The 16237-nt window shown below is 67.7% G+C and carries 13 protein-coding genes and 1 pseudogene; 7 read left to right on the top strand and 7 right to left on the bottom strand.

Annotation, left to right across the window (positions count from 1 at the left end; genetic code table 11):
- The first annotated feature begins 78 nt into the window (after positions 1-78).
- Both ACWDR0_RS15235 and ACWDR0_RS15240 read left to right on the top strand, forming a co-directional pair.
- On the top strand, positions 79-651 hold the full coding sequence (locus ACWDR0_RS15235; RefSeq protein ID WP_456352142.1) for a MarR family winged helix-turn-helix transcriptional regulator: 573 nt from the start codon (positions 79-81) through the stop codon (positions 649-651).
- Positions 652-797: 146 nt separating this feature from the next.
- Positions 798-2429, top strand: a complete 1632-nt coding sequence (locus tag ACWDR0_RS15240; RefSeq protein ID WP_456352180.1) for an MDR family MFS transporter — start codon at positions 798-800, stop codon at positions 2427-2429.
- Positions 2430-2463: 34 nt separating this feature from the next.
- On the opposite strand, the gene ACWDR0_RS15245 is transcribed toward ACWDR0_RS15240, so the two are convergent.
- The 4 genes and pseudogenes from ACWDR0_RS15245 to ACWDR0_RS15260 all read right to left on the bottom strand — a co-directional run bounded on the left by ACWDR0_RS15245 (position 2464) and on the right by ACWDR0_RS15260 (position 6771).
- Complete coding sequence (locus tag ACWDR0_RS15245) at positions 2464-3207, bottom strand: TetR/AcrR family transcriptional regulator (protein WP_456352143.1); 744 nt, start codon at positions 3205-3207, stop codon at positions 2464-2466.
- 399 nt (positions 3208-3606) lie between these two features.
- Positions 3607-5178, bottom strand: a complete 1572-nt coding sequence (locus tag ACWDR0_RS15250; protein ID WP_456352144.1) for an MFS transporter — start codon at positions 5176-5178, stop codon at positions 3607-3609.
- Positions 5179-5304: 126 nt separating this feature from the next.
- Positions 5305-5619, bottom strand: a pseudogene (locus ACWDR0_RS15255) (winged helix-turn-helix domain-containing protein); the annotation flags it as partial.
- A gap of 276 nt (positions 5620-5895) precedes the next feature.
- Positions 5896-6771 (bottom strand): DUF2797 domain-containing protein, encoded by an 876-nt coding sequence (locus ACWDR0_RS15260; RefSeq protein WP_456352145.1) that lies wholly within the window; start codon positions 6769-6771, stop codon positions 5896-5898.
- Between the two features lie 408 nt (positions 6772-7179).
- On the opposite strand from ACWDR0_RS15260, the gene ACWDR0_RS15265 reads away from it, so the two are divergent.
- The 4 genes from ACWDR0_RS15265 to ACWDR0_RS15280 all read left to right on the top strand — a co-directional run bounded on the left by ACWDR0_RS15265 (position 7180) and on the right by ACWDR0_RS15280 (position 12617).
- A complete protein-coding gene (locus ACWDR0_RS15265) occupies positions 7180-8394 on the top strand; it encodes a helix-turn-helix domain-containing protein (RefSeq protein ID WP_456352146.1) in 1215 nt (404 codons plus the stop codon).
- Between the two features lie 151 nt (positions 8395-8545).
- The gene (locus tag ACWDR0_RS15270; protein ID WP_456352147.1) at positions 8546-9376 is read left to right on the top strand and encodes a toll/interleukin-1 receptor domain-containing protein; all 831 of its coding nucleotides are present in this window, start codon (positions 8546-8548) and stop codon (positions 9374-9376) included.
- Complete coding sequence (locus tag ACWDR0_RS15275) at positions 9373-11352, top strand: hypothetical protein (protein ID WP_456352148.1); 1980 nt, start codon at positions 9373-9375, stop codon at positions 11350-11352. Before ACWDR0_RS15270 ends, ACWDR0_RS15275 begins: the two co-directional genes overlap by 4 nt.
- Positions 11349-12617 (top strand): hypothetical protein, encoded by a 1269-nt coding sequence (locus tag ACWDR0_RS15280; protein ID WP_456352149.1) that lies wholly within the window; start codon positions 11349-11351, stop codon positions 12615-12617. Before ACWDR0_RS15275 ends, ACWDR0_RS15280 begins: the two co-directional genes overlap by 4 nt.
- 333 nt (positions 12618-12950) lie before the next feature.
- On the opposite strand, the gene ACWDR0_RS15285 is transcribed toward ACWDR0_RS15280, so the two are convergent.
- Both ACWDR0_RS15285 and ACWDR0_RS15290 read right to left on the bottom strand, forming a co-directional pair.
- On the bottom strand, positions 12951-13430 hold the full coding sequence (locus ACWDR0_RS15285; RefSeq protein WP_456352150.1) for a hypothetical protein: 480 nt from the start codon (positions 13428-13430) through the stop codon (positions 12951-12953).
- A gap of 9 nt (positions 13431-13439) precedes the next feature.
- Positions 13440-14918, bottom strand: coding sequence for an RNA-directed DNA polymerase (locus tag ACWDR0_RS15290; protein ID WP_456352151.1), 1479 nt, complete (start codon positions 14916-14918; stop codon positions 13440-13442).
- Positions 14919-15119: 201 nt separating this feature from the next.
- On the opposite strand from ACWDR0_RS15290, the gene ACWDR0_RS15295 reads away from it, so the two are divergent.
- Positions 15120-15689, top strand: coding sequence for an HD domain-containing protein (locus ACWDR0_RS15295; protein WP_456352181.1), 570 nt, complete (start codon positions 15120-15122; stop codon positions 15687-15689).
- Here the strand turns inward: ACWDR0_RS15295 and ACWDR0_RS15300 are convergent.
- A complete protein-coding gene (locus ACWDR0_RS15300) occupies positions 15677-16150 on the bottom strand; it encodes an NUDIX hydrolase (RefSeq protein WP_456352152.1) in 474 nt (157 codons plus the stop codon). The two genes, ACWDR0_RS15295 and ACWDR0_RS15300, sit on opposite strands and share 13 nt — an antisense overlap.
- Positions 16151-16237: the final 87 nt, after the last annotated feature.

Here is a 16237-nt window from a genome sequence, read left to right on the forward strand (position 1 = left end):
GCCGCTTTTCATTTGCCTTGAGCAACCATCCATTCTATGGTTGCTCTAAGCAACAACTATTGGGGGAGGACCCTGGCGATGGCCGCTCGGACCCTGTACGCGGAGCTGGCCCGCCAGTTGAACTCCATCGGAGCGCTCCGGCGCGGCCTGCTGCGGGCGCTGCCCGCCGACTGCCCGTCGGGGCCCGCGGCGACGCTCGCCCTGCTCCACCGCCACGGCGAGATGCGGATGACCGCGCTCTGCGAGCTGCTGGCCGTCGATATGTCGGTGACCAGCCGGCATGTGGCCCACACCGCGGACCGCGGCTGGGTGGAGCGGGCCCCCGACCCGGGTGACCGGCGCTCCCGGCTGCTCCGGCTCACCCCCGCGGGCACCGCCAAGCTGGGCGAGCTGCACGAGCGGAGCGCGGCGCTGCTGTCGCGGCAGCTGGCGGAGTGGACGGACGAGGAGATCGGCGCGCTGATCGCGATGCTGGAGAAGCTGCGGTGCTCGTTCACCGGGGAGCCCGAGCGGATCCCCGGGCGGACGCCGGAGCAGGGCCCCGAGCGGACCCGGGAGCTTGCTCCGGAGCGGGCCGCGGCCCCGGCGGCGCTTCCGGCCCACGCCCTCGTACCCCCGCAGCCGGAAACCCGGCCGCCCGCCCGCGTATGACCACCGGCCCCGGCGGCACGACCCCCACCCACCCCATCAAAGGACGGACCAGGACGGACATGGCTGCGGACTCGACTGCGGACCCGGACTCGGACTCGGCTGCGGCCGCTCGGCAGGCCGGATCGGAGACCGGCGGCAGCGCGCCGATGACCCACCGGCAGATCATGGAGGCGCTCTCCGGACTGCTGATCGGCATGTTCGTCGCCATCCTGTCGTCGACGATCATCTCCAATGCGCTCCCGCAGATCATCACGGACCTCGGCGGCGGCCAGAGCGCCTATACCTGGGTGGTCACCGCGGCCCTGCTCTCGATGACGGCGACCACCCCGCTCTGGGGCAAGCTCGCCGATCTGGTCAGCAAGAAGCTGCTGGTCCAGATAGCCCTGCTGATCTGGATAGCGGGCTCCGTACTGGCCGGCCTCGCCACCAGCACCGGTGCGCTGATCGCCTGCCGGGTGGTGCAGGGCGTCGGTGTCGGCGGACTGAGCGCCCTGGCCCAGATCATCATGGCCGCGATGATCGCGCCCCGGGAGCGCGGCCGCTACAGCGGCTATCTCGGCGCAACCTTCGCGAGCGCCACGGTCGGCGGTCCGCTGCTGGGCGGGGTGATCACGGACACCGAGTGGCTCGGCTGGCGCTGGTGCTTCTACGTCGGGGTGCCCTTCGCGCTGCTCGCCCTGGTCGTCCTCCAGAAGACCCTGCGGCTGCCCGTGGTGAAGCGGGACGTGAAGGTCGACTGGGCGGGCGCGTCGCTGATCAGCGCGGCGGTGTCGCTGCTGCTGATCTGGGTCACCTTCGCCGGTGACAGCTATGCCTGGGCGTCCTGGCAGACGTACGCGATGCTCGGCGGTACGGCACTGCTGACCGTGCTGTTCCTGTATGTGGAGTCCCGGGCGAGCGAGCCGGTCATCCCGCTCCGGCTCTTCCGCAACCGGACCATCTCCCTGGCGTCCGGCGCCTCTCTCTTCGTCGGTGTCGCGATGTTCGCGGGCACGGTCTTCTTCAGCCAGTACTTCCAGCTGGCCCGCGGGCTGTCACCGACGATGTCGGGCGTGGCCACGATCCCGATGATCGCCGGCCTGTTCCTCTCGTCCACCGTCTCCGGAAAGCTGATCACCCGCACCGGCCGGTGGAAGGGGTGGCTGCTGGCGGGCGGTGTGCTGACGACGGCCGGGCTCGGTCTGCTGGGCACGATCCGCTATGACACCCCCTACTGGCATACGGCGCTCTTCATGGCCGTTCTCGGTCTGGGTATCGGTATGACGATGCAGAACCTCGTGCTCTGCACCCAGAACCAGGTCACCGCGGCGGATCTCGGCGCGGCTTCCTCGGTGGTCACCTTCTTCCGCTCCCTCGGCGGCGCGATCGGGGTCTCCGCGCTGGGTGCGCTCCTCGGCACCCGGGTCACCCACTATGTGGAGGACGGACTGCGGGCTCTGGGCCCCGAGGGCGCGGCGGCCGGGCAGCGGGCCACGGCCGGGGGCGGCATTCCCGACCTGGCGCTGGTGCCGGAGCCGGTCAGGTCGGTGCTGGAGAGCGCGTACGGACACGGTGTCGCGGACGTCTTCCTCTACTCGGCGCCGTTCGCGCTGCTGGCCCTGGTGGTGACGGTGTTCATCAAGGAGGTGCCGCTGAAGACCCGTACGGTCGTCACCGACACCGCCGCCGACACCGACGGCGGCACCGGCACCGGCACCGGCAGCGAAGGCGGCGTTCCGGAGCCGGAGCCGGAGCCGTCGGCGGCCACGGCGGCGGCGGCGGCCGTACGGCGGCGCTGAGCCGTACCTCACCCGCCGCACCGGCGCCGGGCCGTCACCCCCGGGCGTCGGTGCGGGCCCGGGCCACCATCGCCTCGACGCCCGCCACCATCAGATCCAGGGCGTATTCGAAGTCGCGGTCCCGCATCTCGGCGACCGTGTCGCCGCCGCGCGCGTCCATCATCCGGTTCGCCGCCTCGGCGTACTCGCTCAGCTGCGGAAGGGTGTTGACGGTGCCCATGGCCCGGGCGATGTACGCGTCCTGGGAGATCCCGGCGGCGGCGCAGTGGGCGACGAACTGCCCCTCGATGGTGCCGAAGCCGTAGACGAACTGGTAGATCGCGGCCATCCCGCCGATCTGGCCCTCGGGCGGCAGCCCGGCGTTCCGGATGGCCTGGTGGGCGGCGAGGACGAAGGACACCGAGTTCGGCCCGATGTTCAGGAAGTGGCCGACGAGACCGGCGGTCCAGGGGTGGCGGACCAGCAGGCCCCGGTACTCGGTGGCGAGGGCGCGCAGTTGTTCGCGCCACCGGTCGGGGTCGGAGACGTCGGGGATCCGGATGCCGCCGTAGACCGCGTCGAGGGCGTATTCGAGGAGGTCGTCCTTGTTGTCGACGTACCAGTAGACCGACATGGCCGTGACATCCAGCTCGGCGGCGAGCTTCCGCATGGAGAACTTGGCGGAGCCCTCGGCGTCCAGCAGCCGTACCGCCGTGTCGACGATCTTCCGGCGGTCGAGGGCGGCGGGCTGCTGCGCGGAGCGGCGGCCGCGCTCGGGCCGCCCGCCGGCCTGCCACACACTGGTCCGTACGCCGGCCGCACCGCCACCGGCACTGCTTCCGGCACCACTACCGGCACCACTACCGGCACTGTTTCCGGGACCCCCGGCGGCCCGGGTGGCACCGCCGCCCTTCGCCCCCGTGTCACCGGCACCCCCGGCGGGCGCCCCGGCCCGCTCTCCGGATGCCGCCGGCTGCCCGGAACGCCCGGGATTCTCCGTACGGTCGGCCGCGCTCGCCATCGTGCCGCTCCTTGCTCTCCACCGCGCCCACCACCGGGGCCGCCACCGGAAACCGGTGCCCCGGCGGCGGTGCGGTCCACTGCCCGCCCCGCCTCCTTCGATGTTATGCGCCGGGGACGGGGCGCGGCGGGGTGCCCACCACGCGCCGGGCCCGTGCCCCGCTTCTCCCTTCCCCGCCTACTTCTCCGTCCCCGCCTCCACTGCCTGCTCCTTCTCCGCCCCTGCCGGCTCCGCCTGCCCCACCACCGCGTCGCGGCGCTCCGCGCGCCACAGCAGGAGGGCCGCCAGCAGACCGCCCAGAAGTACGGCCACCGCGCCCACGAGCTGGCTGGTCTCCAGACCGGAGGCGAAGGCGTCGGAGACCGCGGCGCGTTCGGCGTCGCCGTCGGCGGCGGCAAGCGCGGCGGGGAGGGAGGCCGCTCCCACCGCGGCCGGGACGAGCGCGGCGAACCGGGCGTTGAGTACGGCGCCGAGGACGGCGACCCCGAGGCCGTTGCCGAACTCGGCGAGGGTTCCGTTGATCCCGGCGCCGACACCGGCCTTCTCCGGCGGGATGGCGCTCATGATGGCGTTGGCCATGGCGGGCATCGACAGGGCGACGCCGGTGCCCATGACGACCAGGCCCAGCAGCATTCCGCCGTAGCCGTCCCCGCCCAGCAGGGCGATGGCGGCGAGTCCGGCCGAGACCAGGGTCATTCCGGTGGCGATGGCCACCGGCGTACCGATCTTCAGTACCAGCCGGGCACCGGCCCCGCTGAGGTTGACGGCGACGATCGCGAGGGCGAGCGGAGCCGTACGCAGTCCGGCGTCCAGCGGGTCGTAGCCGAGCACGAACTGGAGGTGCTGGGTGAGCAGGAAGAGGGACCCGGTCATCCCGAAGGCGACCAGGATGGCGCCCGCGACCGCCCCGACGAAGCGCCGGTTGCGGAAGAAGTGCATATCGAGCATCGGGTACGGAATGCTCAGTTCCCACCGGACGAACGCCGCCATGACGGCGATCCCGACGGCCGCGGAGACCAGCACCTCGGGCGAGGTCCAGCCGTGGTCGGGGCCGGAGATGATCGCGTAGACGACGGCGGTCATACCGATGGTGGAGAGCACCGCGCCCACCAGGTCGGGCCGGTCGCCCTGCGGATTCCGGGACTCCGGGACCAGGGTGGCCACGGCGAACAGCCCGAGCGCCACCACGGGGAGGTTGATCAGGAAGATGGCCCCCCACCAGAAGTGGTCCAGCATGAAGCCACCGAGCAGCGGACCGCCGGCGAAGCCGAGGGAGCTGACGGTCGACCAGATGCCGATGGCCTTCAGCCGCTCGCCCTCGTCGAAGATCTGGACGATGACGGCGAGGGTGGTGGTGAGCAGCAGCGCCCCGCCGATGCCCATTCCGGCGCGGGCGGCGATGAGCTGGGCGGAGGTCTGGGCGAGCCCGGCCGCCAGGGATCCAAGACCGAACAGGACCAGGCCGGAGAGCAGCATCTTCTTGCGGCCGTAGCGGTCGGCGGCATTGCCCGCGGTGAGCAGCAGCCCCGACTGGACCAGCGAGTAGGCGTTGATCATCCACTGGATGTCGGAGGTGGAGGCGTCCAGCTCCCGGGTGAGGGAGGGGATGGCGACGCTGAGCACGGTGTTGTCGATGAGGACGACCAGCTGGGCCAGGCAGATCACGCCGAGGATCAGCCAGCGCTGGGGGTGTCCGCCGGACGGCTGGAGGGTGGAGCCGGGCCCGGACGCGGTGGTGGGAGCGGCCATACGGGCACCTCCTTGTACGGTGTAGGGGAGCGTTTCCCGTACACCGTACAAGAACTCTCGTACGCCGTATAATTCATTTGTCGGAGAACCCCGGGGGCTCCCTCCCGGAACCCGGCGCCGGGAGGACTACCCGCCGGGCTGCTCCCCGGGCTCCCCCGGCCGGATCAGATACCCGGAGCCGCGCCGGGTGTGGATCATCGGCGGGCGGCCCGCGTCGATCTTCTTCCGGAGATAGGAGACGTACAGCTCGACGATGTTGGCCTGGCCGCCGAAGTCGTACGACCAGACGCGGTCGAGGATCTGCGCCTTGCTGAGCACCCGCCGGGGGTTGCGCATCAGATACCGCAGCAGCGCGAACTCGGTCGCCGTCAGTCTGATGGGGTCCCCGGCGCGCCACGCCTGCCGGCTGCCCTCGTCGAGGACCAGGTCACCGACCACGAGCCGCTCCACGGACGGATTCTGCGAGGGGCCGCCCGATGCGCGGCGGCCGAGGGTCTGGTGCGTTGTCGGCGTCATGGACGCGACGCTAGGCGGCACCGCTCAGAAGGGTCTTGCCGGAGCATGGGAATTCCCTGAGAAACCCGCCGGACCGCCGGAACCGAAGTCACCGGAACCAGGCTCCGGAACCGAACCGCCGGAACAGGGCCTCCGAAACAGGTCCTCCGGAACCTCACCACCGGAACGAACCACCGGAACCGCACCACCGGAACCGGACCGTCAGAACAGCCCGTCCTGCAGACCGCCGCCGCGGACCGCGGCATCGGCGAGGGGCACCGAGACCCCGCCCGCCGGATCGGCCCCGACCAGGGACCAGCCGGCCAGCAGCCGGGTGTCGAGGACGATCTGCCGGTCCTCGCCGACCAGCAGATGGAGATCCGGCCCGGCGACGGCGACGAGGGTCCCGCCGACGGCCCCGCCGTCGACGAGCTGCCGGACCACGGGCGCGTCCGGCAGCAGCCGGTCGAGCCCGAACTCGGCGGCGTGGTCGACCGGCTCGTACGGCAGCGGCCGGAGCGTCTCCGCCCAGCCCCCGACCCCGAGGGCCAGCCGGTGCAGCGCCTCGACCTCGGCGGCGCGTCCGGCGGCATCGGCGGGCAGGCCGGTGCGTACGGCGCGCTTCTCGGCGTACGGAACCCGGTCCGGCACCCCCAGCGCGCTCCGCAGCACCTCCTCCGTGCGCCGCGCGGCCATCAGGGGCCCGCGCCCCAGCCAGCTGAAGACCACGGCGCCCTGCTCCAGCAGCCGGGCCGGACCGCGCTCCTCGGCGGTGATCCCGACCTTGACCAGACCCGGCCCGAACCAGGCCAGATACACCCGGTACGTCCGCGGATCGTCGGGCACCCCGTCGGCGGCCACCGACCCCACCCGGTCCAGCCGCGCACACTCCCGGCACAGCGCCCGCGTCGCCCGCCCGGGCACCGGCGCCCGCAGCGGACAGGGATTCCCGCGGGCCCCCGTACACATCCGCTCCCCGTCGGCCCGGAACCCCAGCCGCTTGCCCGGCGTGAGCGGGCTGATCCGCCCGCCCTCCCACCGCAGCACCGCTATCCGCGCCTCGGGCGGCCAGGCAACCCCGGTGCACCGCCACGTCATACGCACCTCCGGCGCACACTGTCACGACCAGAACGACCAAAAAGACCAAAAGGCCCCGCACGAACACAGGGACGAAAGCGCAGAGGGTACCCGAGGCAACCGACTCCCCCGGCTCCGCCCACCACATTCCGGCCGCCCCGGAACGCCCACCCACCCCCTACCCGCCCACGTCAGCCCCGAACACCCGGACGCCTGCCGTGTCCGAAACCCTTCCCTGCGAACGGCACCTCCACCCCATGCGTTACACCGCGAGCAAGGTGACCATCAAGACCTGTGCAAGAGCGAAGAAGAGGAAACAGGAAACCTGTCGGCGGCACACCGAACACGTCGTCCCGCATGCCAGACTCACCCCACAAGCGGCCGGTCTGCGGGCAGACCTTATAGCCGTGATCAGTAGGAGGGGGAGTTATGGACGGACCCTTACCGTTCGGAGCCCAGCTGCGGCGCCTGCGCCTACAGGCCGGAATGACTCTGGAGCAGCTTGCCCGGGAAATGAACTACAGCAAAGGCCACCTCAGCAAGATCGAAAGAGGTGGAAAGCGGCCGCCGTTGTCCCTGGCCCGGCGGTGTGATGCGTACTTCTCCGCGAGAGGCCGCCTGGCGAAGGCCGCGGAAGCGGACCAAGGCCCTGCCGCGGTGGCCCGCCGGGAGGTGATCGGCGCCGGAGTCGGCACCCTGATCAGTGCGGGACTTCCGGCGACCGGGGGCCCCGGTCACTGGACGGGCGACAGTCCCTCACCGCTCCACCTGCTCACACGGCAGTTGGAGAGCATGAGGCGGCTCGGCCAGAACAGTTCCCCGTCGGATCTCCTGCCTGTACTCGGCGACCAGGTAGCCCTGGCGATCGCCTGCGCAACCAGGGCCGGCGGTCCCGAACGCGCCCCTCTGTTCCTCGCGGCAGCGCGTCTCGCCGAATACGCAGGTTGGCAGGCGCAGGAGGCAGGTGACGACGCGGGGGCACTGCGATGGACGGCCGATGCGGTCAATCTCGCCCGAGCCGGTGAGGACCGCCACCTGGCCGTCTACGCCCTGGTCCGCAGAGCCCTGATCACCTTCTACAACGGCGCAGCGGCGGAGACTGTCGCCCTCGCCCGAAGAGCGCAGGAGGGCTCGGTTCCGCCCCGCATCAGGGCGCTCGCGGCACAGCGCGAAGCACAGGGCCATGCTCTCGCCGGCGACGAGACCGCCTGTCTGCGCGCGCTCGACCGGGCCCGGGCGCTCTTCGACGATTCGGAAGCCGGGCCGGAAACCTCCGTTCTGGGACCGTCCCATCTCAGCGACCCGGCGGCCATGGTGACCGGATGGTGCCTGTACGACCTGGGACGGCCCAGGGAAGCATCGGCCGCCCTGGACCGCGAATGCGAGCGGATTCCGGTCCGCGCGATCCGTACCCGGACTCGATACGGCCTGCGCAGAGCCCTGGCACACGCCGCCGCCGGTGAGGTCGAGCGCTCCTGTGAACTTGCAGGAGAACTGCTTCCCCTGATGGAGACAGCGCCCTCCGCCACGATTCGCACGGATGTCCGTCGGCTCGACCGGGAACTGTCGCGCTTCCGCGCCCAGCACGCCGTGCGCGATCTCCAGCCTTTGCTCGCGCGGGCCGTCGCCGGCCCCGCCGGCTGACCTTTTCCTCCACTCCTTTCCCTCCGGCCGCGGTGTGGCGCCGTCACACCATGCCGGAGGCACTCACGCTCTCCAGCGGCCCAGCACGGCTGTCCCCTGGAGAGCCGCTGCTCATCCCTCTCATTCCGAATGCGCGAAAGGGAAATTCGTCATGCCGTTGGTCTTTGTGAACTACCGAACCGGCGACGAGGAGGGCACCGCGACCCTTATCGACCGGGAGCTGTCCCGGCGGTTCGGAGAGGAGAACGTCTTCCGGGCGAGCAAGTCCATCACCCCCGGCGCTCACTTCCAGCAGGAGTTGCTCACCGCGGTACGTCGCAGCCGGGTCCTGCTCGCAGTGATCGGAACCCGCTGGCACGAGGTGACCTCGTCCACCGGTCGTCCCGCGCTGGAAAGCCCCGACGACTGGACACGGAAGGAAATCCGCGAGGCTTTCGAGACTGCTGCTGTCGTCATTCCGCTACTGATCGGGAAAGTCGGCAGGCTCCGTCACGAGGACCTTCCGGACGATATCGGAGAGCTCGCGGACTGCCAGTACCTCCGGTTCAACCATCGCAGCGCGGCCACCGACCTGGAGCGGCTCGTGGATCATCTGGTGGCCCGAGTACCGGAACTGATCCCCGCCGAAAAGCGGTACGGCGACGAACGGAGCGCCTCTGGTACCGGAACAACCGCGGGACAGCCGGAGAGGTCCGGGGACGGAGATGCCGACCTGGACCGGCGACAAACGCCGAGGGTAGACAAGTCCGGCCAGAACGGCGGCATCGGTGATGTCCACGGTGGCTTCTCCGGAACGTTCGTCGACAAGCCGCAGGGCCCTGTCCACACCGGAAGCGGCCACCTGTACCAAGGCCGTGACCAGCATTTCGCCCCGAATTTCAACGGCGAGGGGCAGAACGTCAACTACATCGCCGGTGACAACAACGGTACGGCGCGCAACAGCTCCGGTCGAGGCCTGCCCCCCGAGGACGGGGAGCGGTGACCACGCCGACCGGTCCGACGTACGTCCACGACCCCCGGGGATCGACCCATACGGGCAGCGGCAACCAGTACGTCGTCAACTGGTTCAGCGCGAATGAGCGCCTGGTCCGGACCGGAACTCCCCGTCTGCACGTCGTGCGGGAACACCGTCGCCTTCTGGCCCGGTGCTTCGTCCACCCCCGGTTCTATGGAACGGCTGCCGAGCGGCTTCGGGATCCGGGCGGGGTAGTCCTGATCGACGGTCCTCCTGGCAGTGGCCGGCGGGCCGCCGCAACCATGCTTCTGGAAGGGACGTCGACGGCGGCGAACCCTATCGAAGAACTGCCCGTCAACGGGGAGGAGGATGCTCTGGAGGCATCCGGCGACGACCGGTACCTCCTCGACCTGTCCCATGTCACCGATGGCGATTACCCGGAGGCACAACGTGCGCTGATCCGCTACCGCTCCATGGTCGAGCGGTGCGGCGCCCGTATGGTCGCGGTCCTGCCGAACGGCCTGGACTGGATGCTCAACACCGAGCTGCTCGCCGCCGTGGTCCGGCTGGAGCGTCCGCAGGGCAAGACGGTGTTCCTCCGGTATCTGCGGGTCAGCGGCATCGAATGTACGCCGGAAGAGCTGAACAGCCGCGACCTGGCCACTATGTTCATCACCTCGCCGATGCGCGAACTGGCCCGGCTGGCCGATCTGGTGTCGCAGGCCCGGGCGAGCGGGCAGTACGGAACCGAGTTCTCCCACTGGCTCGCGGTTGCGCTCGAAGCGGCGATGAACTGGTCCGAACAGGTCTCGCAGCAGTTGCGCGACCACCGTGATGTCATGGCCCGGGCGCTGCTGTTCACGACAGCCATGGTCAGTGGCGCCCGGGCGGAGGCAGTGCTGGCGGGCGCCCGCTGTCTGCTCGAACATCTGCGGCACGAACTCGACGGGACCCCCCGGCTCGCACAGGACGATCTCGGCGAGCAACTGGCCAAGCTGGAGATAACCCGGGGGGAGGACGGACGAGTCTCCTTTGCCCGGCTCGCTTACGACGAGGCCGTGAGGCGCCACTACTGGCGGAACTACCCCGACCTCCGGGAGGCTTTCCGGGACTGGGCCGGACAGTGCATCCAGCTTCCGGAACTCGGCCGCGAGGATCGGATGCGCCTCGTAGCCCGATTCGCCGAACAAGCACTGGACTCGGACCGTCCGGAAGACCTGTGCGTTCTTGTGGAGCAGTGGACACGGCAGCCCTCGGGAAGCCGTCGGCTCAGGGCCGAGGCCGCGGCCATGCTGGAGCTGGGGCTCAGCCATGACGAACACGGCGCACGCCTGCGTGCCCGGGTCTACGGCTGGGCAACGTCTGCCGGCCTGGCGCCGGATCTGGTGCACGTCCTGACCGACGTCTGCCGACAGGTCATGGTCGTGACCCATCCCGACCAGGCCCTGGTCAGGCTGCGGCATCTCGCACTGCGCCAGAGCGGTGCGGCAGGGGCTGCCGCAGCGGCGGCCCTCGTCCAGGTGGCCCGGGGAAACCGACGGCTGATGACACGGCTGATCAACCAGCTCATGAGGGTCACCCCGCTGACCGGGACCGCGACGGACGTACTTCTCGGACTGCTCGAACCAGGAACCCGTTTCCGGCCCCCGTGGCAGGAGCTCACCCTGGCCTGGCGTGCCGTGATGGTCGCGACAACCGCTTCGGACTGGTCACCAGTGGCACAGCGCTGGCTCACCCAGGCAGCCAGCGGAAGCAATGCAGTGACCGGCCTGAATGTCCTCGTCATCGCGGCCATGGCCGATCCCGCTCTTTTGACCCTTCTCTATGCGGCCACCCGTGAATGGGCTGCCGCTCCGCCCCTCGACCAGCCGACAGAACCGCAGGCCGGGCCGTACGCCCGCCTGCGCGTCGCCGAACAGCTCTGCCGCAGAATCGATGTGCTGCAGGGCGTGGAAGCGCCGGGTCCCGGCCCGGACAGCCATAACCCCCGGGAGGGTGTATGAGTCCCCGCAGTAAAACTCGTCTGCTCCTCGTCCTGCTGGTCGTCGCACCCGTCCTCGGCATCGGAGCGGCACAGGCATGGCCCGACTGGGTGTGGTTTCTTCTGCCGGCCCTGGTGGCCGGCGTGTTCCTCGCGACTCTGGGGCAGCCGGGCAGCCATGAACCCGCTTCCTTAGGCGGTGCAGCCTCTGCCACCTCCGAGCCACCGCAGGAGCCGCCGTACCGGGAGAGCGTCCTGGCACAGGTGCCGCTGCCGAGCACGGTGCCCGGCTATCCCTTCCTGTTCTCGGCAACCGTCTGGTGGCGAACCACTGCCGACTTCTCTCCGGCATCGCACAACAACCCACCGGGCCTGGCCGTCAGCTCGGTGATCCAGCGCGCCCAACACGCCGTCGCGGCCGAGCAGCCGAGCCGCTGCGGCTATCTGTCGCCCTGGCTGGACGGGCTGCTGGGCATGCCCACCACGGATGAATCGGGCCTGGTCACTGCCTTCGCCACTGGAGTACGGCTGACCCTGCGGCCGACCGATCAGCAGCGGCTGGACCAGATCGACGAGGCGCACAAGTCACGGGGGCTATGGGAGAGCGGACGGCAGCACGAGCTCGACCGCCGGACCTACCTGGGCGAAGACGTTCTCCGTACCCCCGGCAGTGCACTGGTTTGGTGGCTTTCCCGCCACGAGAACGACATCGAACGAGCGGTAGAGATGATCGGTCCCCTCACCTGCCTCTCGGCGGCGGCCAACGACCGGGAAGTGCCGACGGCCTTCCGCCATCTCTGCCTGCCTCCGGATCCGCTTGCCGGCTCCGGCCCCGAAGGCGGCTCCGACGACCCGGGTCCCGATGGGAACTCCGGCTCCGGCACCTCGGAGACACCTGCCTCGTCCCGCCACCGAGCCGCCCCCAGCCACTACGTCTCGGCGCTGCTCGACGAAATGGGGCTGCCCGAAGGGTCGGCCGACCGTACGGTATTCGTGGATCGTCTGGCCCGCCTGTCTGAAGCGTCCGGCAGTCCGCAAACCGCAGACGGTCTCCGCCGGGATCTGCTCACCGACGCCACAGCCGTCTCTCCTGCGAACGCATCGAGTCCATCCGATGCCACCACGTCACCCCCCGCCAGGGTCTCCGCGGATCACATGCCGGTCGATCCGTTCGAGCCGTCGTATCCGAGTGATCCCCATGACCAGGACGGGAACGACGGTCTTCCGTCCCCGTGGGGACCGCCCGAGTGGGCCCGTACCGACAGCTCGGGGGAACCTTCCGGATGACCGCGGTGCCTGTCCCATGATTCCCGCCCACATGTACGCCTTCCCCAGCCGGCCAAATGCCCACCGTGGTGGAAACGCCGACGGCTGACGGAGACCGACGTGGTTGCCCTACTCCGCTACTGAACGACAACGAGAGAGGCCCCGAACTTTCGTCCGGGGCCTCTCAGCTGTGTGCACTCGGCAGGATTCGAACCTGCAACCTTCTGATCCGTAGGATCGGGCAGCGCCTCACGAGGACCCGCAGCAATCGCCTACCGTGATCGCTCAAAGCTGCACGCATGGGCCTCTGTGCCTCGTCGTTGCCGTCAGCGTTGCCGTCAAGCCCCAACGACTTCAGGAGGCCAGCCCCTGGTGGATCCTTTTCCGGGCAAGGGAAAAGGACCTATTTGGAACGGGAACATCATTGGCCACGATTTGCATGTATGCATCACCCAAAGATCGAAGCTTTTCTTGGGACTCTTGAAGATCATCCCCAACTGATAGAATTCTTGACTCCAGAATCAATCGATGCCTCAATATCGTATAACTGCGAGCCGACAATTGAAAATCTGCCGCTTTCTTAGTCGTACCGAGAAAAGCAGCAGTGGCCGCAACAGAGCCAGCAACCGCAGATACGGCACCCCACACCTCCTCCTTACGCAGCGCCGACATAAAGCCTGCGACAGCGGAAATGCACGCCGGAAGGAATATCATGAGGCGCCCCCAAAATTCAGCACGCTTCGCGGCTTCAAAGTAAGCCTGCGCACTGTAAAGACAGCTCTCCGATAGGCGTTCCAACTCGCCCCTGACCGATTCAAACTGCTCTTGATTCACGCCCATCCCTTACGAAACCGGTATTTTTGGATTCTTCTCTAGGTACGAACAAAGCCATCTCAGATTAGGAATGGAGCACTCGACGTCGCGCCGGTATCTATTTGAGAGATACCCAGACTCATAGAGTGCAATCATCAAGGCGCGACGCATTCCCCCTCCGGCCTCCCCTTCGAATTTGTGGCGCAACAGTTGCGCATCAGCAACGGAGGAACATCGCCCGAGATAGCGAGCGGCAAACTCTCTCGGAAACTCCTCACGGTTTCTATCATCAAGAATTTTCCATGCCGATTCCTTCATCCGTTCATTAGAAACCCGAAGTCTCACAAAGTATCGGAGAATTCGCTGCTCAATATACGGGTAACTTTTACTCTCAGATGAGCACATGAATGCGGTAAGCTTGGATTCAATCTCAGGCAAACGATGCTCACACGCGGCGAAGTAGGCAAAAATCTCCTTTGCCGCATCAGCTATGTACCGAATGTTGTCCAAGCACCAGCTCACTGCGTAGTCATCACCCAGCCTCCGGAGCCTGTTCAGGGAGAACTTGAGGCGCCTAGAACTGATGACTTCGGACGCGCAGGTGTCATAAAAGTAGGTCCGGGCGCTAAGGCGGGCTTTAGGGTCCCCCACTTTGACCCCGTAATCAATAGAGGCCTCTTCGGCACTCCTCAAGCGATTTAGCGCCTCCTCATGTCCCAGTATGGAAGTCTTATGGCCCGCCATGGAAAGCTTCCTAGCCCGGAAGATCCTGTTCACGCTGACAAGCACATCCCGCAAAGAGTTCCAACTTTCATCAAAAATCATGATGTCATCTGAGTATCGAACGAACGGCAATCGTTGCTGTGTCAAGAACTGGTCTACCGAAGCAAGATAGGCGTTCGCCAATATTCCGGAGGCATCAGAACCTTGAGGAAGACCCCAGGCGTGATTGATGTTCTGGAACCTGCGAAGAAAGTTCGAGACCTTTTGCACATGCGCCTCATTCTTCGCCATCATGTACAAGTCTTCAGAAAGGAGCTCGACGTCAACATGTTCATAAAATGACGAGACATCAAGTGTAGCCATTAGAAGTCTTCGATTGCCTGACAGGGTGGACAGAGCCCTGTGACGCATGAGGCTCCATGAATGGCTCCAAAATAGAGGCTCTCCAGCTTTGTGATTCCATCGATAGCTATAGACAGAGCGATTTCTGCACTTGTCAATATCCGATGCTAGATCAAACACCAAGGAGTCATAAATCAATCTATCCCGCGCCGAAAAGCGAGTTAGCGGGCGAACGGCTATAGCATTCTTCGGGTAATCGACGATCTCCGTATGCTGGGGACCATAGTCGCCGTCTCTAATTGTCGCCTCAAGGGAATCTCTGCACCCGACACTCCACTGATCTTTGATCTCGGCATAGGTCGCCACATCAGGAATCTCAGAAAATTCTTGCCCAGAAATCAAAAGTCTAAGTGCGGTATCGAGATGCACTGAAAGGTTCTCCAACAGCCCTCCCCCTTTTTGCGGTCGCTGGCGACGAAACCCACGGAACTCTAGAAATCAGCCAACTACCACTCAGAGGCAACTTCGTGATGCCCCTACCGCTGATCCAGCCATAGCAATCAGCCCGTCGTCAACGATCGAAGCATCATCTTCCGCTCCACGATGAAACGCACGCTCGCGTCCAACGCCGTAGCCTTGATCCTCATGGAGCTGGCCCAGTGGGCGTATGCGCTCGCCGAATCAACGCTGTCCGAGCCGCTCCCGCGCCGCTGGGCGCACTCCCTCGGGGTGGCCGAGCGGGCCAGGTCACTCGCACCGGTCCTCGGTGAGGACGCCGCGCTGCTGGAGTCCGCCGCCGTGCTGCACGACATCGGGTACGCGCCGACCATCGCCACCACGGGCTTCCATCCGCTCGACGGGGCCCGTTTCCTCCGGCACAAGGAGCGGGCCGACGAACGCGTCATCAGCCTCGTCGCCCACCACTCGTACGCCGTCCTGGAGGCCGAGGAGCGCGGCCTCCGTACCGACCTGGAAGCGGAGTTCGCCCAGGAACGGCCGGACCTCCGGGACGCCCTGGTCTTCTGCGATATGACGACCACCCCGGACGGCCGCCGGACGACTCCGGACGCCCGCCTGGAGGAGATCATCAGCCGGTACGGGCCGGACACGATCGTCGGCCGGTTCATCCAGCGGGCCGCACCGGAGATCCACGCCGCTGTCGCACGGGTCGAACGCCGCCTGGCCGAGGCAGCGGGCGGCCATCAGCCGATGTAGGGCTCCCGGCGCGACGCGTCCAGCCCGTGCCGGATGCGCAGCAGCATCGACGGGTGGATGTCGAGACCGTCCAACTCCGCGGGGTCGATCCACCGGACCTCTTTGGACTCGCTGCTGGTGCGCAGCGTCCCTCCCACCGGGTGGGCGCGGAAGCAGATGGAGAACTGCTGCCGGACCTCGCCATCGTCGTATGCGAGCACATGGTCAGGGTCGGTGTAGAGACCGACGATGCCGTCGACCTCGACCCGGATCCCCGTCTCCTCCTCCACCTCCCGCACCGCCGTCTCGCCGATGCGTTCGCCGATGTCGTGTCCGCCTCCGGGCAGGGCCCACAGGTCGTTGTCGGTACGGTGGATGACCAGAAGCCGTCCGTCGTCGTCCTGGACGACTGCCGTCACCGACGGGACCACCGAGTTGGCCACCGGGGCCTCGGGATCACGGAAGTAGTCGATCCGGCTCATGTCTGAAGTCCTCCCAGGTCGCTGGGCGACGAGATCGGCCGGGCCGACTCCCACACCCGCTCGATGCTCTCGGCGTACGAGTCGAGC

The sequence above is a fragment of the Streptomyces sp. NPDC003691 genome (genome assembly GCF_053981115.1).